The sequence below is a fragment of the Hominifimenecus sp. rT4P-3 genome, assembly GCF_051055405.1.
GTDB lineage: Bacteria > Bacillota > Clostridia > Lachnospirales > Lachnospiraceae > Pseudolachnospira.
In genome coordinates this window covers 1,541,840-1,561,591 of record NZ_CP167068.1, presented here as the reverse complement: position 1 = coordinate 1,561,591, position 19,752 = coordinate 1,541,840, and the positions used below count along the sequence as shown (strand labels likewise).

The 19,752-nt window shown below is 48.1% G+C and carries 15 protein-coding genes and 1 pseudogene; 2 read left to right on the top strand and 14 right to left on the bottom strand.

What is annotated here, in order from left to right; translation table 11 throughout:
* The first annotated feature begins 52 nt into the window (after positions 1–52).
* Positions 53–1,363, top strand: coding sequence for an SLC13 family permease (locus ACCC71_RS07235; RefSeq protein WP_434311747.1), 1,311 nt, complete (start codon positions 53–55; stop codon positions 1,361–1,363).
* A 21-nt stretch (positions 1,364–1,384) separates the two neighbouring features.
* Complete coding sequence (locus ACCC71_RS07230; RefSeq protein ID WP_434311746.1) at positions 1,385–2,872, top strand: carboxylesterase family protein; 1,488 nt, start codon at positions 1,385–1,387, stop codon at positions 2,870–2,872.
* A gap of 103 nt (positions 2,873–2,975) precedes the next feature.
* Here the strand turns inward: ACCC71_RS07230 and alaS are convergent, their stop codons facing one another.
* The 14 genes and pseudogenes from alaS to plsY all read right to left on the bottom strand — a co-directional run bounded on the left by alaS (position 2,976) and on the right by plsY (position 19,752).
* Positions 2,976–5,585, bottom strand: a complete 2,610-nt coding sequence (alaS, locus tag ACCC71_RS07225) for an alanine--tRNA ligase (protein WP_434311822.1) — start codon at positions 5,583–5,585, stop codon at positions 2,976–2,978.
* Between the two features lie 157 nt (positions 5,586–5,742).
* A complete protein-coding gene (locus tag ACCC71_RS07220; RefSeq protein WP_434311745.1) occupies positions 5,743–7,128 on the bottom strand; it encodes an MATE family efflux transporter in 1,386 nt (461 codons plus the stop codon).
* Between the two features lie 56 nt (positions 7,129–7,184).
* A complete protein-coding gene (locus ACCC71_RS07215) occupies positions 7,185–7,793 on the bottom strand; it encodes a sce7726 family protein (protein ID WP_434311744.1) in 609 nt (202 codons plus the stop codon).
* A 98-nt stretch (positions 7,794–7,891) separates the two neighbouring features.
* A complete protein-coding gene (locus ACCC71_RS07210) occupies positions 7,892–8,467 on the bottom strand; it encodes a hydrolase (protein WP_434311743.1) in 576 nt (191 codons plus the stop codon).
* 28 nt (positions 8,468–8,495) lie between these two features.
* Complete coding sequence (locus tag ACCC71_RS07205; protein ID WP_434311742.1) at positions 8,496–9,173, bottom strand: HAD family hydrolase; 678 nt, start codon at positions 9,171–9,173, stop codon at positions 8,496–8,498.
* A gap of 18 nt (positions 9,174–9,191) precedes the next feature.
* The gene (rnhA, locus tag ACCC71_RS07200; protein ID WP_434311741.1) at positions 9,192–9,668 is read right to left on the bottom strand and encodes a ribonuclease HI; all 477 of its coding nucleotides are present in this window, start codon (positions 9,666–9,668) and stop codon (positions 9,192–9,194) included.
* Between the two features lie 11 nt (positions 9,669–9,679).
* Entirely contained in the window at positions 9,680–10,387 is a 708-nt protein-coding gene (gene deoD / locus ACCC71_RS07195; RefSeq protein ID WP_434311740.1) for a purine-nucleoside phosphorylase, read from the bottom strand.
* A 117-nt stretch (positions 10,388–10,504) separates the two neighbouring features.
* Positions 10,505–11,383, bottom strand: coding sequence for a YitT family protein (locus ACCC71_RS07190; protein ID WP_434311739.1), 879 nt, complete (start codon positions 11,381–11,383; stop codon positions 10,505–10,507).
* Positions 11,384–11,537: 154 nt separating this feature from the next.
* Positions 11,538–12,080, bottom strand: a pseudogene (locus ACCC71_RS07185) (M15 family metallopeptidase); the annotation flags it as partial.
* A gap of 442 nt (positions 12,081–12,522) precedes the next feature.
* Positions 12,523–13,998, bottom strand: a complete 1,476-nt coding sequence (gene spoIVA / locus ACCC71_RS07180) for a stage IV sporulation protein A (protein WP_434311738.1) — start codon at positions 13,996–13,998, stop codon at positions 12,523–12,525.
* 108 nt (positions 13,999–14,106) lie between these two features.
* Positions 14,107–15,690 (bottom strand): ClC family H(+)/Cl(-) exchange transporter, encoded by a 1,584-nt coding sequence (locus ACCC71_RS07175; protein WP_434311737.1) that lies wholly within the window; start codon positions 15,688–15,690, stop codon positions 14,107–14,109.
* A 40-nt stretch (positions 15,691–15,730) separates the two neighbouring features.
* Positions 15,731–18,073 carry an ABC transporter substrate-binding protein gene (locus ACCC71_RS07170; protein ID WP_434311736.1) on the bottom strand — a complete coding sequence of 781 codons (2,343 nt, stop codon included), beginning with the start codon at positions 18,071–18,073 and terminating at the stop codon, positions 15,731–15,733.
* 20 nt (positions 18,074–18,093) lie between these two features.
* Complete coding sequence (locus tag ACCC71_RS07165) at positions 18,094–19,101, bottom strand: NAD(P)H-dependent glycerol-3-phosphate dehydrogenase (RefSeq protein ID WP_434311735.1); 1,008 nt, start codon at positions 19,099–19,101, stop codon at positions 18,094–18,096.
* Positions 19,102–19,104: 3 nt separating this feature from the next.
* Positions 19,105–19,752, bottom strand: coding sequence for a glycerol-3-phosphate 1-O-acyltransferase PlsY (gene plsY, locus ACCC71_RS07160; protein WP_434311734.1), 648 nt, complete (start codon positions 19,750–19,752; stop codon positions 19,105–19,107).

Here is a 19,752-nt window from a genome sequence, read left to right as displayed (position 1 = left end):
GAAACAAAAATTTATGATACAGATACTAAATGAAAAGATGGAGGAGAAAACTATGTCAGTCAATGTCATCATTACCCTTATCATGCTGCTGGCAATCATCGTGCTGATTTTCAAATCACCGGCCAGTCCAGGCGTGATCATGACCGGAGTTCCGATCATTGCCGCCCTTTTAATGGGATTCGGCCTGAAAGAGGTGAATGGATTCATCGGAAATGGTTTAAAGTCCGTTTCCGGAACCTTGTTCCTCATGGTATTTGCAGTACTGTATTTCGGAATCCTGACCGAAGCAGGTATCTTTAAAGCTCTGATTAAATTTATTATGCGGTTCCTTGGAAACAGTATTCTGGGTTCCATGCTGGTAACGGCTGTTCTGGCCATGGCGAGTCAGCTCAGCGGATCCGGCGCCACCTGCGCGCTCTGTACGCTGCCCACCATGCGTCCGGTTTTTGAAAAGCAAAAGATTCGGATGCCTGCTCTGCTTTTGATTCAGAGCATTGCATCGGGCGTTATTTGTCTGATGCCTTGGGCTCCGGGAATCAATGAAGCGTCCTCCTATGTCGGCGTTGACGTTTATGATGTATTCCTGTTCCTGCGTCCGCTGATCATTTTCAGCATTATCTGTGTTCTGCTGCTCTGCATCCCCGTCTCTATCATCGAAAAGAAAAAGGGCGCTGGTATGAGCAAAGAAGAGTTTGATCAGTTGAAACAAGAGCTGAATCAGCCTCTGGAATTGCCTTTTGGAAAAGGTATTGCTATCTTTGACGGTGTGTTTACCGTAATTCTTCTGGTCGCTTTGCTGGCCGGCAAAGTCAGCTCGAATCTTGGATTTGCTTTCGGATATGTTGTCCTGCTGATGGTCAACTATCATTCCGCTAAGGAACGTGGCGAATACCTGAAGCGCCACTCTTCCCAGGCAATGAATATGGCGTTTACCATGCTCGGTGTTGCCGTACTGGTTGGCGTAAACCAGGGAACCGAAGCCCTGAACGAATTGGCAAATCTGATTGCAGGTACCTCAAACGCCAGCCTTCTGGCTCATCTTCCGTTTGTTCTCTGCATCCTCAGTATGCTTCTGTCCATTACGATCGGCGGAACCAAGAACTCTGTGGTGCTTCCTGCTATCATTCCGATTGTCACCAGCTTGAATCTGGGCTTTACGCCTGTTCAGGTTATGGGCGCCATCTTTGCAACCGGTGTCATCAGCGCCAATCTGAATCTGTTTAACGCCTCCCCTTATCTGGCTTTAAGCTTAGCCGGCGGCGTTGAAATGAAAGATCATTTGAAATATTCTCTGGTACCGATTTATGGTTTCAGCCTTTTGATGCTGGCCTTTATGGTCGTAACCGGAATGCTCCCGATCTGATAGGAAAGGAATGAGATTTTTATGAGCAACACTGCAGTTGTGACTGCTCCCTGTGGGACAATAGAAGGATTTCAGGGAAATGAAAGCGTTTTCACCTTTTTAAATATCCCCTTTGCCAGGGCGAAGCGCTGGCAGCTTCCCGAACTGCTTTCTCCTTTTTCAGAAACCTTGGAGGCAAAAGCCTATGGCCCTGCTCCGATTCAAGCAGAACCAGATCCCTTTTTTGCCAAGAGAAACGGGGATTTTCTCAACGTCCCCACATCGGAAGACTGCCTGAACTTGAATATTTGGACAGCAGACCTGAAAACGCCAAAGAAAGCCGTTTTATTCTGGGTATACGGCGGAGCTTATATCGTGGGCTATAATTATAAAAGGCTCAATCTGCCGGAAAAATTGGTGAAAGCCCACCCGGAGTTGATCGTTGTAGCGCCTAACTATCGCTTAGGAGTTCTAGGAAGCCTGAACCTGAGCAGTTTGGATCCAGATGGATCCTACAAATACAGCAACAATCTGGCGCTTCTCGATCTGATTGCCGCTTTAAAGTGGACCAATAAAAATATCCAGGCCTTTGGAGGCGATCCGGACAATGTCACCCTATACGGCCATTCTGCCGGTTCTAATGCAATCAGTCATTTATTGGTGATCCCTGAGGCAGAGGACTATTTTCAGAAAGCCATTTGCCAAAGCTCTTACATGACGGATCTGGGTACCGTTGCTCTGGATACCAGCGAGGAAATTAGCCGTAAATTCTTTGAATTGGCTGGCGTATCGAGCTTGGAAGAAGCCTTGAAGCTGTCTACAGATCAGATTCTGGAGGCTCAAAAGAAGCTCTTCGGCTTCCGCTATGGCGGCAGCAAAGCAAGCAAACTCTTTTCCCCGGTTCAGGATGAATGGACCGTCAGCAAGGAAGCATTCAAACGTTTGGTAAACGGAGAATTTAAAGTCCAGGCCTTAATGATCGGCGGCAGCGAAGGGGAATACGATCAGATGTTTCTAAAGATGGACGAAGCGGAAACCAAAATCGCTGTCATTCAGAAGAATCAGGATAAGCAGGTCACAGAATCCGACGTAGAGCAATTCCGCAGCCTGCATCCAGAACTGACGCCAAAAGAGGCTTATATGACGGTTCATAATCAGTTGGGCCTGCGTCTAGGCGGCGAATGGATTGGACGCGCTTGCTGTTCTCACATCCCGGTTTATGAGTTTGCCTTCTGCCTCCGTGATCCCAAAGAGGGATGGCGCGCCCTTCATGGAGCTCCCTGCAATTACGTCTTTGGAAATCTGATTCCAGAGGGAGCGCCAAAGCATCTCTCCTCTCAGATGATGGACGTGTGGGCCGCTTTTGCCACAACGGGGGATCCCAATACCCCCTCCATTCCTCAATGGCCGAAATATGAGTCAGATGGCGCCGTTATGACGATTGGGGAACAGTGGGAATTGGAATTGGAATATTGGAAAAAAGATTTTGATTTTTGGAAAGACCGCTTTGCAGAGAACGAATGGATGTAGGAAGCAGACAATCTAAAGGAATTTCCTATGAAATAAAAAAGGGATTGACAATACATTTGCCAATCCCTTTTTCCTTTTATTTTTCTTAATTTTTTTCATTCCCTTAACCTACTTGGCTTGCCACGGTCTCCAGCGCTTTTGCCAAAGCATTGTCGATTCCGGAGGGATTTTTTCCTCCCGCCTGAGCCATGCCAGGCCGGCCGCCGCCGCCGCCGCCAACTTCGCCTGCAATCGCCTTGATCAAATTGCCGGCATGGGCGCCCTTCTTTTGAGCTTCCTCGGTAGCCATAGCGATCAGGTTGACCTTTCCGTCTTTCGAGGACGCCAGAACGACAACCCCTTGGCCCAGTTTTTCTTTTAGCTGGTCGCCAAGGTTTCTCAATTCGTTCATGTCCACCCCTTCCAGCTTCGATGCCAGAACTTTTAAGCCAGAGATCTCCTGAACCTGGTTCATCACATCGCCGAGAGCGTCTTTCGCCATCTGGTTCTTTAACTTTTCATTCTCCGACTGAAGGGCTTTTAGTTCCTCGTTCATCTGATGAATCCGCGCTTCCAAATTGGCTGGTGTGGATTTTGCCATCTGCGCCGCTTGATTGAAACGCTTTTCCATCTCCGCATAGTAGGCCAGCAATCCGGTCGAAGTCAGCGCTTCGATCCGGCGCACGCCAGCCGCCACGCCAGATTCCGAGATGATCTTAAAGCAGTTGATATCGCCGGTATTTTTTACATGGGTTCCTCCGCAAAGTTCTGTGGAAAAATCCCCCATGGATACAACTCGCACTTCATCGCCATATTTTTCACCAAACAATGCCATCGCGCCGGTCTTTTTGGCCTCTTCCAAACTCATAATCTGAGTGTTCACTTCCAAATCCGCCAAAATCTCCTCGGTTACGATCTTTTCTACCTTTTCCAACTCTTCCGGCGTCATGGCAGTAAAATGGGTAAAGTCAAAACGAAGCCGCTCCGCATCCACGTAAGAACCAGCCTGCTCTACATGACTGCCGAGAGTCATCCGGAGCGCTTTTTGCAGCAGATGGGTCGCACTATGATTTTTTCCGGCAGCCTGGCGCTTCCCTGCATCAACGGTTAAATGAACCAAATCGCCCAGTTTCAACATACCGGAAACCACTTTGCCTACATGGCCGATCTTCCCGCCGGGAAGTTTGATGGTATCTTCCACTTCAAAAGTACTGCCATCGGCCAGGGTAATCACGCCGGTATCCGCCTGCTGACCTCCGCTGGTAGCATAAAATGGAGTTTCTTTTGTCAGAATCGTACCAGTCTGTCCGTCGGTTAACGCTTGTACTAACTCTTCCTCCGTAGTCAGAACCACGATTTCCGAATCGTCTTCCAGCCGGTCATATCCGGTGAATACGGAAGTCAGGGTCGGATCGATGGACTGATAAATCGTCACGTCCGCTCCCATATAATTGGTCGTCTTTCTGGCAGCGCGGGCCTTTTCTTTCTGCTCTTTCATGGAAGCGGCAAAACCATCCTCATCCACATCAAAGCCCTTTTCCTCCAAGATTTCTTTGGTCAAATCCAAAGGAAAGCCATAGGTATCATACAGTTTAAAAGCATCGCCGCCGGAAAGCGTTTTCTTTCCTTCGCTCACCATAGCGGATTCCATCTCCGCTAAAATAGAAAGGCCCTGGTCGATCGTCTTATTAAACTTCTCTTCTTCTTCGTTAATTACATTGAAGATAAAAACTTCCTTTTCTGCCAACTCCGGATATCCGTCCCTCGATACCTCAATCACTTTCTTGCTGAGGGTAGTAAGGAACTTGCCTTCAATGCCAAGCAGACGGCCATGACGGGCCGCACGGCGCAGCAAACGGCGAAGCACATAGCCACGCCCTTCATTCGAAGGCAGAATGCCATCGGAAACCATAAACGTAACGGAACGGATATGATCGGTGATCAAACGCAGCGAAATGTCTGTCTCATGGTTTTCATTGTATTTCACATGGGCCAGCTCACAGACCTGATCCAGCAGAGCGCGGATCGTATCCACATTAAAGATGGAATCCACATCCTGTACGACCACAGCCAAACGCTCCAGTCCCATACCGGTATCAATGTTCTTTTTTTCCAATTCCACATAATTGCCCTTGCCGTCGCCGTCAAACTGGGTGAACACATCGTTCCATACTTCCATATAGCGGTCGCATTCACATCCCACCGTACAGCCAGGCTTTCCGCAGCCATACTTTTCTCCCCGGTCGTAATAGATCTCCGAGCAAGGGCCGCAGGGACCGGCGCCGTGCTCCCAGAAGTTGTCCTCTTTTCCAAAACGGAAAATCCGCTCTGCTGGAATACCGATCTCCTTATTCCAGATCTCAAAAGCTTCGTCGTCCTCCTCATATACCGAAGGGTACAGACGCTCCGGGTCAAGGCCAACCACCTCGGTTAAGAATTCCCAAGACCAGGCCAAAGCTTCCCGTTTGAAATAGTCGCCGAAAGAAAAGTTTCCAAGCATCTCAAAAAACGTGCCGTGACGGGCAGTCTTTCCTACATTCTCGATATCGCCCGTGCGGATGCACTTCTGGCAGGTGGCCATTCTGGTGCATGGCGGCACTTCCTGCCCGGTAAAATAAGGCTTTAAAGGAGCCATGCCTGCCGGAATCAGCAGAACGCTATTGTCATTATGAGGAATCAAGGAATAACTGCTCTTACACAGATGTCCTTTGCTGGCGAAAAAGTCCAAAAACATTTTTCGGAGTTCGTTTACACCGTATTTTTTCACGAGTTTGCCTCCTAAGTCGTATATTTTCTGATCCGTTCGAATGCCGGGAAACCTACGGAATCCCGGCATAACAACTAGCTTTTATGTTATCATAAGTGGTTTCATTTCGCAAGGGAAATTTCGGTCAATCTCCCAACGCTTTTGTCTTCCACTTTCCGATCCGATAACAAATGGCTGTAATGATCGCGCCCAGCACCCAGGAGATCAGAAGCGATACAAATACGCATTCGCTCCGTCCAAAAGGCAGCTCTTCCGTTCTCGTCATCCAGGAAATCCCATAAGCAATCGGGATACGGATCGCTACGGTCGTCGCCAGGGAAATCCACATGGGCGTCATGGAGTCGCCCGCGCCCCTCATTACTCCGGATAAACTCTGGGTTACCGCCATGGCAATGTAGCCTGCCGCTAAAATTCCCATCATATATCGGCTTAAGTCTACCAACTCCGCCGTGTCCGTAAAAATGCCCATCAATCCTTTTCCAAAAATCAGGATTAAGGCGGTGATCGCCGTAGATACCCCTACGGCAATCAACGTTCCCTGCTTTGCCCCTTGCTGAACCCGGTCATACCGCCGTGCGCCGACATTTTGTCCCGCGTAGGTGGTCATGGCCGTTCCAAAAGAAAAGTTTGGCATCATCGCAAAGCCATCCACACGCATCACAATGACATTGGCGGCGATAAACATCTCGCCAAAGCGGTTGGAAAGAGACTGGACCAAAATCATAGCCATCGAGAGAATCATCTGCGTCAATCCAGAAGGAAGACCTAGACGAATAATGGTCCCCGTATGCTTGCGCATGGGCCTCAGGTATTTTAACTTCAAATCAAAAATATCTTTCATACGTGCCAGCTTTAAAATGCAAAGCACAGAGGAAACTGCCTGCGCGATCACCGTCGCCAAAGCCACGCCGGCAACTTCCATATGGAACTCGGTCACAAATAAAATATCGAGCACGATATTTAAAACTGTAGCGACCAGCAAGTAAAGAAGCGCGGATATGGAATCGCCCAATCCACGCAAAATGCCGCTTAGAATATTGTAGTAAGCCATCCCGGCAATTCCCACAAAAATAATTACCAGATAGGATACACACCAATCAATCAGCGTGTCCGGCGTATGCAGAAGTTTTAAAATCGGCCTGGACACCAGAGGAGCCACTACCATCAAAATAAGAGAAGAAATCGCTGTCAGCGTAATACAGCAGCCGATGGTCCGAGAAAGCTCTTCTCTGTTTTTGGCTCCAAAATACTGGGAAACCATAATTCCGGCTCCCACGGAAATTCCGATAAATAAAACCAAGAGCAGATTTAAAATCGGTCCTGCGCTTCCCACAGCCGCCAGGGCGTTGTCGCCGACATATTGACCGACAACAATGCTGTCTACCGTATTATAAAGCTGTTGCGCGATATTTCCCACTAACATCGGAATCATAAATGCCACAATTTTTTTCCAGGGGGTTCCCTGTGTCATATCTGTTGGGGCAAATAAAAGTTTTCGTTTTTTACACATATGTAACATTTCCTCCTAAAACACAAAAAGGGTAACGTAGGATATACTAACAGTTTTTAAAATTTTTTTCCAGTGTTTCTTTTACTTTTTTTGAAATCTGCAATCTTCTCTGCAATTTCATTGTAATCCCGCTCAAACAATTCTTCGCAGATCTGTCTTTTCAGCGTAGCCTCTTCTACCTCTTCCAAGATCTTTCCGATAACAAAGCGCTTACTCTGTCTTTGATACTTTGCCAGCCCATTTTGTTCTTGGATATGCGCTAATTCCGGCCTCCATAAAAATCCTAACTGTCTCTTTTGGTCAATGGCCTTGGGATTTGGCTGTATCTTCCGGTAGTAATAAAAATCTGCTTTTCCATCGATTTCTTCAATTGTGATGATCCCCCACCAATCCGGGACATGCTCTGCAATATGGGCGGCATGGGAAGTCCCAACGGCTACGATATTATAGTCAAAAAAAGAATTGTAGTCCCGAACCTGACGCGCTAATCGTTCATAGGTATCCGCATCGCTTTTGATCTCAATCCCGACAAGCGCATTCTCCATAACCATCAGCACGTCCGCCCTTGATCTTCCGATGGTTTTTTCTTCGATGATGCGGACTTTTCCAAAGGTCTCATCCAAAAATTCAAATAAAGGCTCCCGTATCTCTTTGTCCTTTAGCATAACACTTCCTCTTATATTAAGAAAGAATTTCCCATGAAAAAAATACCGCCTATCCAAAATGCAAGATAAGCGGCTTTCCCCGGATGTTCTGTCCTCGATTATACGATTCCCTTTTCCTGCTCCAGCTCTCGCAAGGCCAAAATGGTCTTCTGGATTACCTCTTCCAGGGTACTTCCCATCATTTCCACACCATTTTGGATGACTTCCCTTGAACAACCGGCCGCAAAACTGGGAGTCTTAAATTTCTTTTTGACAGATTTCACTTCCAAATCCATCATGCTCTTCGACGGACGCATGATGGCCACCGCTCCGATCAATCCCGTCAGCTCGTCTACTGCGTAGAGAACTTTCTCCATGGGATGTTCTGGCTTTATATCTACGGTCAAACCATATCCATGACTTGCCGTTCCATGAATAATTTCCTCGTCTACTCCGGCCTCTCGCATAATCTCCTGGGATTTTACACAGTGCTCCTCCGGATACATCTCAAAATCCAAATCATGAAGCAGGCCGACGATTCCCCAAAACGCAACTTCTTCCGGGTCATAGCCCAGATCTTTTGCCCAGTACTTCATCACAGCTTCCACTACCTGGGCATGTTTCAAATGAAATTCATCTTTATTGTATTTTGTAAGCAATTCCCAAGCCTGCTCTCTTGTCATCGATGTTTTCATAGTTCCTCCTCTTCTAAATCCTTCCTTTTTATTGTCCAGAATCCTTTCGCCCTTCCTGGAAATCTACAATCAAAGACTTCAACTCTTCCGCTGTCTTTGCCATGGGTGCAGTCGTCGCTTCTCTCATTTCCCACTCATCCCGAAATCCCCAAAGAACGCCAATAAAGTCCACTCCGGTATTTTCCGCCGTTTCGATGTCCGTCGGAGAATCTCCCACATAAATCACTTCTTCCGGCTTTACCTGCAGCAAATCCATACAACGGAGCAGGTTATCCGGCGCGGGCTTTTTTTGAAAACCTTCCCGATCTCCCACCGCTGCATCCAGACAGCCGAAAAGCAGATGCCGGCATAGTTTCTGGACTAGCAGTTCAAATTTATTGGAAACCACGGCTAAAAGAAACCCTCGTTCCTTCAACTCTTCTAAAAGCGCTAAAATGCCGGGGTAGGGAACCGTTTGATCCACCATGTGTTCGGAATAATAAGAACGAAATTCGCTCAGACACCTGGCTTCTTCCTCCGGGGAAGTTCCTTCCGGAACCGCCCGGTGAATCAGCATCGGGACGCCGTTTCCCACAAAACGCCGTACATTCTCCAATGAATGCTCCGGAAATCCATGACTTCGCATCGCAGCATTGGCGGCAGAAGTCAAATCTCCTAGGGAATTCAGAAGGGTTCCATCCAGATCAAAGATTACCGCCCGTTTCATCCAGCTTTTACCTCTTTTCTATGATATTCCAGGGTCCACCTGGAGCGGCCCCTCGTCAGCGGCTCCCGTAGCCAGAGAATCGCATCTTTCATTTTCCGGATGACCCGCATGGCCCTTGACCCAGTTCCAAGTGATTCGGTGGGGAGCCGCCGCGGCTAAAAGCCGTTCCCAGAGATCAATATTCTTTACTTCATTGTTTCGCCCCTTCCGCCAGTTTGCCTTTTTCCAACCATCAATCCAATGCTGGTTAAACGCATTTACCAGATAGGAGGAATCAGAAAAAAGGTCTACAACGCAGGGACGATTCAAGGCTTCCAAAGCCGCAATAGCCGCCATCAGCTCCATCCGGTTATTAGTCGTCCGGACAAAACCTCCGGAAAGTTCTTTTTCAAATAACTGGCCGTTCCCATTGGTATATTGGATTACCGCGCCATAACCTCCGGGGCCGTCAGGATTTCCCCTGGCAGCCCCGTCGGTAAATATCTTTACATACATAAGGTTCTCCATCAAGCCAAAGCCAAAGCAATTTCCATCATCTCGCGGAAGGAGGTTTGTCGTTCTTCTGCGGACAATGCCTCTCCTGAATAGAGATGATCCGAGATCGTCAAAATGCAGAGAGCCTTTTTCCCGGCATAAGCCGCATTCATGTAGAGAGCGGCCGCCTCCATCTCAATACAGGTTACTCCCATCCGTTTCCAGGCGTCGTTGAAACCATCGTCCGCCGTATAGAAGGTATCTGAAGAAAGAATATTCCCCACAACCGTATGGGTTCCCTGGGCTTCCGCAGCCTCTACAGCCTTTCGGAGAAGGCCAAAATCCGCAATGGGAGCAAAGGTGCCAGGCAAGTGATATTGAGACGCATAATTGGAGTTGGTACAGGCCCCCATGCCAATCACTACATCTCTCAGTTTCACCGCGTCAGATAAGCCGCCTGCCGACCCGATTCGAATAATATTATCCACATCATAGAAATGATAGAGTTCATAGGAATAGATTCCGATGGAGGGCATTCCCATGCCGCTTCCCATGACAGAAACTGTCTTTCCCTGATACGTGCCCGTATACCCAAACATATTTCGAACGGCATTAAATTGCACCGGATTTTCCAGATATGTTTCCGCGATAAATTTTGCCCGAAGCGGATCGCCGGGCATCAATACGGTTTTCGCGATGCTGCCTGCCGCCGCTGCATTGTGAGGAGTTGGTATAGCCATTTATTCTTCTCCTTTACTTGTCTATTTTCCTGCGCATATCTGCGATAACTTGCCGACTTACTGCAGGTATGGATTTAATCCTAGTTTATCACAGGATAGCGAAGGGTTCAACCAAAATCAACCATCCAATTTTTTTGTATAATTTCCGTATATCTGCACGCGCTCATTGACCACAAAAAAGGCTTCCGGATCATAGCGGGAAACAATATGGTGCAGTTGGTTTACTTCATATTTTGAAACTAAGATATAGAGCACTTCCGCTTTCTTCCCTGTATAAGCTCCCTCCGCGGGCATTACGGTAATACCACGGCCCATGGTCCGCATGATTTCATCTTTCATTGCCTTGTCAAAATTTTTCGTAATCACACGCACTTCCACATCAATGTTCTGGGTATGGATTTTGTCAATCGCTAGAGAACTGGCAACCGCCGCAATAATGGAATAAAGAACCACCTTGATGTCGAAAAAGAACAGACAGCACAAATATACCACTAGATTAATCCCTAAATTAAACCGGCCGATGCTGAAATCTTTCTTTTTCCGAATGACCATCAAGCCAACCATCTCCGATCCGCCTGCCGACGTTCCCGCCCGCAGAACTAAACCGACGCCATATCCGGCCAGATATCCTCCGATGATACAAGAAGCTAAAGCATCCTCGCCAAATAAAGGGGACGTGGGAATCGGAACCATGGAAAAAAGCACGGTCATCAACGTTGTACAGATCAAACTGCTAAAAAAGAAGCGTTTTCCAATATTTCGGTAAGCAAAAATGTAGATTGGAATATTGAAGAGGTACAAAATAATCCCGGCAAAATCAAAGCTTCCGAAGGGAATCTGAAAGATATCGATCACCAAAGTTCGAATCAGCTGGCTGATTCCCATCAAACCTCCGGTATAAAAGCCATAAGGAACAATAAAAAGGTTGATTCCTACTACATAGAGCAATGTTCCAACGCCCATCCAGCCCCAGTTTTTCGTGCTCATTAACTTCATACGTTCTCCTTTTCTTCCTCCCGCCGAGCGCTTCTGGCCGTACAGATTTTAAGGCCACCCCTTAGAAGCGATCTGTCTTCATTATAGGGACGGCTCATAGTCCTGTCAACCCGGTAGAAAAAAGTATAAACACCAGAACACGAATGCCAGCATTTCATAGATTTTTCTTTTCTAAATACTCTTCCAAGCAAAGTCCCTGCTCATACATCTCTGTCGCGGCTTCAACACCAACATATCGGTAATGCCACACTTCTTCCGCCGTACCCGTAAGATTGGTTTTACTGCCAGGATAGCGGAAAATAAATCCATATTTATAACTGTTTTCTTGAAGCCAAACATAAAGATCGTAGGTGGCTCCATTGATGTCTACTGCAAATCCCAACTGATGTTCACTGTATCCTGGAACCGCAACCCATTGTTCTGCTTGCCGGACGGCTTCCTCATCTGAATATCCTTCTCGTTTATATTTAGCAATTTTTTCGTCATACAGCTCTTGCTGTTTTTCTTGCGTCCGGTATCCGGATACTACCTTAGGCAATTGATACCAGTTTCCCTCTTTTGCGGCTTCCAGCATTTCCATGAGTGGCTCGTAAATACGCTCATCAACCATTTCTCCACCAGCAACCTCCACAAGGTTTATCTCATAGTCGTCTGGAATAGGGTGCTCTTTATTTACCAAGGTCAAATTCCATTCCGGATTCTTACCGGAAGCTTGTAAATTACTCTTTTGTGTTTTACTCTCTGGTACGCCATTGCTTCTCGTCATACCCGGTTGACGATCCGTAGGACGGACTGACAAAACCTTTTCAGAAGCGCTGTTGCTTATAACGAAAAAAAGAACGGTTGTAATAAGAATGAAACCAAAAACAAAAATGATCATTTTATGCGTCCATCTTTTTTGTCCTCGCCTGTTTCTTTGCCCGTGCTGAATGTTTCTTTTGTCCATAAATCTATTTGCTCCCTTCTTTGGACAAAAAAATGTCCCTTTATTGTAATGATTCTACCGTAAAAAGACATTGTAAACTTTATGATTGAATTACTTAATTCCTAAGATAATCCTAAACGAGTCTTAATGCACAGGCAATGAAACAAAAAAATCCGCAGGCCTTTATTTGCCCACGGATTTTTTACTCATCCCCTTACAGAACAATACAGATCATCCCATTGCTGTTCGTATTTACAATCTTCTGAAGCGCTTTTTGCAGTTTCTGCTGGCAGTCCTCACTCATACCCGACGTCTTTGACTGGATACCGTCGCCAACGATCTGCCCAATGGACTTGCCAAAAATATTGGTATCCCAAATTCCTTCTTCGCTCTGATTTTCCGCATCTTTTATGTATTGAACCAGATCGCCGGCCTGCTCTTCGCTTCCGACCAGAGGAGAGATCTCCGTCTGGATTTCCGCCTGAATCATATGAATCGAGGGTGCCGAAGCCCGCATCCGAACTCCAAATTTACTTCCCTGCTTGACGATTTCCGGTTCTTCCAGCTTAATTTCACTGCGCCCCGGAATCACGATGCCATATCCCTTGTAACGGACCTCTTCCATAGCCCCCTGAATCCGGTCATATTCTTCCCGTTTTCCGGAAAGTTCTTTTAACGTGCGGATCAACTGCTGTTCTCCGTCAATGGGAATCCCTGCAAATTCGCTGAGTATCCGATAATAACATCCAGCCTCCGCGTTTATATCATAGTGGACGCTGCCATCTGACATCGATACATCTTTGACCGCGATACCAAGAATATCTTCATCGGAGATCTCCGGGCAAGAGCCCGCTACATCCCCCATTTCCGTCACTTTGTCTAAAATATCCCGGCAGTATCCAGTCACTTTTTGTTTCAAGGGATGGGAAATCGGAAGTAATTCCATCCATTTCGGAATATGGAATGCCAGCATTGCCACAGGGAATTCCAACAACACGGCCTCCAATATCTTCTTAATATCCTCCGCCTTTAATTGCTCACAGCTGACCGGCAGCACTGGAACGCCGTATTTTTCCAATAGGGAGGCAGCCAGAGAAGCAGTTTCTTCCGAATAAGGCTTCGAAGAATTCAAAAGCACCACAAAAGGTTTTCCCAGTTCCTTTAACTCACGGACTGTTTTTTCCTCTGCATTTAGATAAGCCTCCCGCGGCAACTCGCCAAAAGAGCCGTCGGTAGTTACCACGATACCAATGGTGGAATGATCGGCAATTACCTTCCTGGTTCCGATCTCCGCCGCCTTTGTAAATGGAATCTCATAGTCAAACCAGGGTGTCCGGACCATCCGTTCTTCGCCGTTTTCTTCATGGCCCGCCGCTCCCTCCGCCATATATCCAACGCAGTCGATGAGACGCACCTTCGCCTGAATCTCTCCCTCAATTTTAACGGCAGCCCCATCCTTTGGGATAAATTTAGGCTCTGTGGTCATAATCGTCCGCCCCGCGGCGCTCTGCGGCATCTGATCTCTGGTCCGCTCGCGCTCTGGTTCGTCCTCCATGGACGGAAGCACAAGCAATTCCATAAACCGCTTGATAAATGTGGACTTTCCCGTCCGTACCGGCCCGACCACTCCGATATAGATTTCCCCGCCGGTCCGAGCCTGTATATCTTTATAAACGTGAAAACTGTCCATACAAAACCCCCCTCATATATACTGGTATAAATATATACGGGAGGGGGGATGTCTATGCCTTTTTTCTTTATCTATTAGGAGAAATCTCTTTCAAAATTTCCCAATTTTTTACTCTTCACTGTCGCCGTATATCAGACGATCAATAAACGTACTGTCATCCGCAAAACTTAGCCGGGCGATCAAGATCAATAACTCATCCCCCGATTCAATTACGGTATCGCCCTTGGGGGTTAACGTCCGGCCTTCGCGGATAATAGAAGCCACCAGACAATTTTTATGCCAAGGAATATCCCGGATCGCCCGCCCTTCTGCCGGACTTCCCACCGGTACAATATACGATGTCAAAAGCTTTTCCGCTCCTTCTTCCACTTCCGGCGGTTGAGGCTGCTTTGCCAAAATCCGTTCCAAAAGCGTCGCATAGATCGGAGGGTTCCCAAGCAAATTCGCGACCAGATAAGAAATCATGCTGACTACCACGATATCAATGAGGCTCGTCATGCTTCCCGTCATCTCCGCAATCAAAACAATTCCTGTGATGGGAGCACGGACAATGGAAGCAAAAATGCCTGCCATGGCCAAAATAATAAACTTTTGTATCAAATCTTCTGGAAGTCCCAGCAGAGGAACCACAATACTGCCAAAGATCGCGCCAATATAAGACCCTAAAATCAGAAGCGGAAAGAAAATCCCACCTGGCGCCCCAGAGCCAAAGCTGACCACGGAAAACAAGAACTTCGCCAGAAGCAGTAAAACTAGCACAGAAAGACCTGGTATTTGCTCCGCCGTCAGCAATTCTACCATAGCATGACCGCCGCCCAGTACTTCCGGCAGATAAACGGCCAATACGCCGGCTATCAAAAAAGGAATCATTACCTTTACCGGCTGCGGAATTTTTTTCAGACGTCCGAACCAGTCCTGTCCCTTAACCATGACGAGGTTGTATACCACTCCAGCCACACCCAAAAGAATACCGAGAATCACCAGTAACCAATAGTTTTTCAAATTCATTACCGGACTCTCATAGGAAAAAATCGTGGACTGGCCAAATACCAGCTTGGAAAGGTAGTCCGCTACCACCGCGGCCACCAATCCCATGGCCAAAACCCGCCGGTCGAACGTCCGATGAATTTCCTCTAAGACAAATAAAATCCCTGCTAACGGTGCATTAAAAGCAGCGGCAAGCCCAGCCCCAGCGCCGCAGGAAATCAGATTGCGTTCCATCGTGCCATCCAGCCGAAACTCCTTCGCAATCCCTTTGGCGGCCATGGCGCCCAACTGAATGGAAGGGCCTTCTCGCCCCAAAGACAGTCCGCCTAGAATTGCCAGAGAGCCTCCAGAAATCTTTGCCAGCAACACTCTCCACCAAACCGGATTCAGATGACCCCGCATCTCGCCGGATACTTGAGGAATCCCGCTGCCCGCCGACATCGGTTCCCATTTTGCAATGAGCCCAACAATAAGCCCCAGAGGAATCAAACAGAGAAACCATCCTCCTATGCGAAGCGGATTCCCTGAAATCCAATGTACCACAAAAAATAGCGCGTCCTCGGCTTTTCCCAAAAGAAGCCGATAAAAAATAGCAACCAGGCCGGCCAAAAGGCCGACCTGAAGTCCATAGAACACATACCGCAAGCCATCCGTTCGTTTTTGTTCCACCTGCTTTAACGTGCTCACATGCTTATCGTTTTTCATTCTCCCATCCCTTGTTCGTTTTTTCTGCTCTTGTCTCTTCTTATGCCTTCGGCGTGAGCGAAATAAGATGCACATCCTCCATCCAGCTATAAGCCGTAGTATAAGCGCCCGCGTAAGACCCTGCCTCGATCTTTCCAATATGGAAAAGAGTAGCTCTCTGCCGCTGATAATAAGGGACCTCTAGCCCCAAGGCTAAAACGCGATCATAGCATTGCTGATAAAGGCTCCTTCTCGCCGCAAAATCACTCGTCCGTTCCGCCTCTGCAATCAAATTGTCGATATCTCCATGGGCGCCATAATAATTGTAACCGTTCCCACTGTGATAGCAAGCAAAAAGATCCGGCTCCATCCCAACCACACGCTCTGCGCACCAGAGTTCCTGAGCGCCGGACGCCATCTGATTGTTAAAGTCATCGCTGTCATCCAAAGCGACTATTTCTAATCCCATTCCCACTGTATTTAGCGTCTCGTTAGCCCGATTTAAAAGCGCAGTCATCGGATTATCCCCGGAAAAATAAGGGGGCACTAGAATTTGATAGGTTAACTTCGCGCCCTCCGGAGCCGCGGTAAACATCCCCGTCGCTTCATCATAGGTAAAGCCGGCCAGCCTCAACTGTTCCTTGGCCGCCTCCACCGCAGCGCTCGTTCTCGCCTCCGGCGTCATATCCGCAGTGAAAATCGGACTGCCATCTGTTTTCAAGGAATACGCTTCCTTAAACCCTTCCTGCCCTTCCGTTAAAACCGTCCAGGAACCGTCTAACGCCGGGTACTGAAGAACTTTTGCAGATTCCCCTAGAGAACTGCTCATTTCCGCCCGATTTGCCGCTAAGACGAGCGCCAGCGCCGTGCGGAGCGCAACGCTCTGCTCCGAATCAAGCTCCGCTCCCACTTTGATCGCCGAAGCGTTCATGCCGATATAACTATAATAAGGTACGCCAGCCAGCACAGCGTCCCAGACCTCCCCTGCTCCCGCCTGCGTCAACGTGGAAGACGTGAGGCTGGACACCGCCAGATCAATCTTTCCCTGCATCACAGAGGCGGCTCGAATCTCTTCCTCCACGTTCTTTACCTGAACGTAGGGTGTGGCCGGGACTCCCTTATAATAAAATGGATTTGCTTCCAAGTATACCGTATCATTTTCCAGCTTTACAAACTGGTAAGGGCCGGCTCCCATCGGCGCCGCTGCTTTTGCTTTGATTCCAAACAGTTCGAGATCACCCCGCAAAAAGCCGAACCGATTCTCGTCGTAATTGTAACTGGCCGATTCCCCATAGTAATCCAAAGACAATACCGGCACGTCAAACAATTGGTAGATTTTCTGCTGATCATAACCAGAAACCGAGATGGTCACCGTTAAACCGTCTACCTTCCGGATTCCCTCAATGTTCGGCACTTCCGTGCCGCCCGCCGCCTGCATTTTTCCATTTAGCAGGAAATTGTAGGTGATATCGTGAACTTTCGCATCAAAATACGTCGGATCTCCCTGATAGTTTTTCGCCAGATGCGTATAGTTCATCCCGTACAGATTCACCGTATCGTTGACAATATCGTCAAAGCTCTTCCCTTCCGCATTGTAAGCGCTGTCAACAGAGGCGGTATACAAGGTGATAAAAAATGCCTCTGCGGATTCTCCGTAGCCCCGCTCCCGATACTTTTCCCAATTCGCCTCGCACCAGGCGCGCTCTTCCTGAAGTACCGGCCTTGTAATACTTTCTATAATCGTATTTTTCAGTTCCTCACTAGGGGCTTCCAAGGCAGCGGAAATTTCTTCGCCGCTTACCGATACCCCGGGAGCCGCGGAGTTGTTTTTCTGGTATGCCTCCACGCCAAGGATTCCCAGCGCCTTTATCGGCAGATTGCCATCATAGGAAGCATCGCAGAGTACGTAATACGTGAAAATGATATCGTCAGCCGTCATGGCCGTCCCATCGGAAAAGTACACACCATCCTTTAGCTTTACCGTATAGGTGGTGATATTGGACGCCTCGTCATAGGCCTCGGAAATATCTGCCAGCCCTGTATAAGAATAATCTTTTCCCTTGTAGTTTAAAGTTGCGCCGGACGCCGCATTGGCAACGACAGAACCATCTCTGGCCAAAGTCAAAAGCTTTGCCTGCGTCAAATCCACTACCGTTTGATCGCCTTCCGCCGAAACATACAGCGGCATAAATAACTGTTGAAACTCCCCGGAACCGACGATTAAAGTCTGATCCTCGATCGGTACCGCCGCCGTGGTAGGCGCTTCTGTGGTAGGTGCCTCTGTCACAGCCTCCGTCGCCTCCGCGCTCTCTCCGGCCTCTCCCGTATCCTCTTTGCAGCCTGCCAAAATCCCCATACACATCGTAAAAGCCATCAGCCAGGCAACCATCTTTCGTAATTTCATGAAAAAACTCCTTTCGCTGTTTACTCCCAGGGTAGGCTTGGATGTTCAATCCGTTTATCTCGAAGCATCAAATCTTCTACTGCCTGCGCCGCAGGTTTTCCCTCAAATAAAATTTGGTTTACCTGTTCCACAATGGGCATGGTCACTTGGTATTTCTCCGCCAGCGCTCTGGCGGCCTTTGCGGAGTAAACGCCTTCCACGACCATCTTGACTTCTTTCATAGCCTCTTCCATGGTATATCCCTTCCCCATCAGGATACCGGCTCTTCGGTTACGGCTGTGCATACTGGCGCAGGTTACAATCAGATCGCCAATACCGGAAAGTCCGTAAAGGGTCTCCACCTTGGCACCCATAGCTATGCCCAGACGGACAATCTCCGTCATACCTCTCGTGATCAAGGCAGCTTTCGTATTATCCCCATATCCCAGGCCGTCTGCAATGCCAGCAGCCAGTGCAATTACATTTTTTAAAGCTCCGCCCAGTTCGATTCCCAGCACGTCCGGGCTGGTGTAGACACGAAACACCGGACTCATAAATATATTTTGGATCGTCTCTGCTGTCTTTTGGGTCGTCGCCCCCGCTACGCAAGTGGTAGGAATCCCCCGGCTGACTTCCTCCGCATGGCTGGGACCGGAAAGCACCGCCACATCCGCCTGTGGAATTTCTTCCGCAATTTGATCCCGAAGCGTCGCCAACGTCCCCTCTTCAATTCCCTTTGCCACATTGACGATAATCTGTCCTTCCTTGATATAAGGTTTCATGCGTCTCGCCGTAGCACGGGTATAAACGGAAGCTACCGACAATACCATCAGATCCGCCTCCCTTGTGGCTTCCTCTAAATCGTCGGTAAAACAAAGTCCTTCCGGCATCTTTACGCCTGGCAAATTTTTATGTTCCTTGGTCTTACGAAGCATCTCTATCTCTGCCGGTACTGCTGACCAAACAGTGACCGAATGTCCGTTATTATGTAATAAAATAGAAATCCCTAGTCCCCAGGTCCCTGCGCCAAATACGCTGATTTTTGCCATACTTTACTCCTTCTTTTTCGATCCGAATTTATTTTCAGTTCCCTTTTTCAGCCGCACTAAATTAGCCCGGTGGCGCCAGAAAGCCAACGCCGCCCACAAAAACACAACCACATAGGATTCCGGCAAATACGACGCGTCCAATCCCAGATTTCCCGTCTGCCCTAAGATCACCCAAAGCAGGAAAAACAGTGTGACTACCGTAAGAGATCCTACGGAAACATACCTGGTTACCAATACAATTCCAACGAAGGCAACGAGGCAAACCAAAGTGATCCGCCAATCCAGCATCAGAATAATCCCCGCTGTAACCGCAATCCCTTTTCCTCCCTTAAAGTTCAGGTAAAAGGGATAGTTATGGCCTAATACCGCACCAAACCCGGCATAAAGCATCCACAGCAGACTTTTTCCCTCATGCAGCGCGCCTCCGCCCAGGATAAAATGGGCAACCAAGGTCGCAATCACTACTTTCAGCACGTCGCCCAAAAAAACAATGGCTCCCGCTTTCTTTCCCAAAACGCGAAGAGCGTTGGTCGTGCCGGAATTTCCGCTTCCGTACTGCCGAATATCAATCCCGTTCATCCGTCCATACAGATAACCGGTCTGAAATAATCCGCAAATATAACCAATCGCAAGACAAAGAATCCGTTCCAT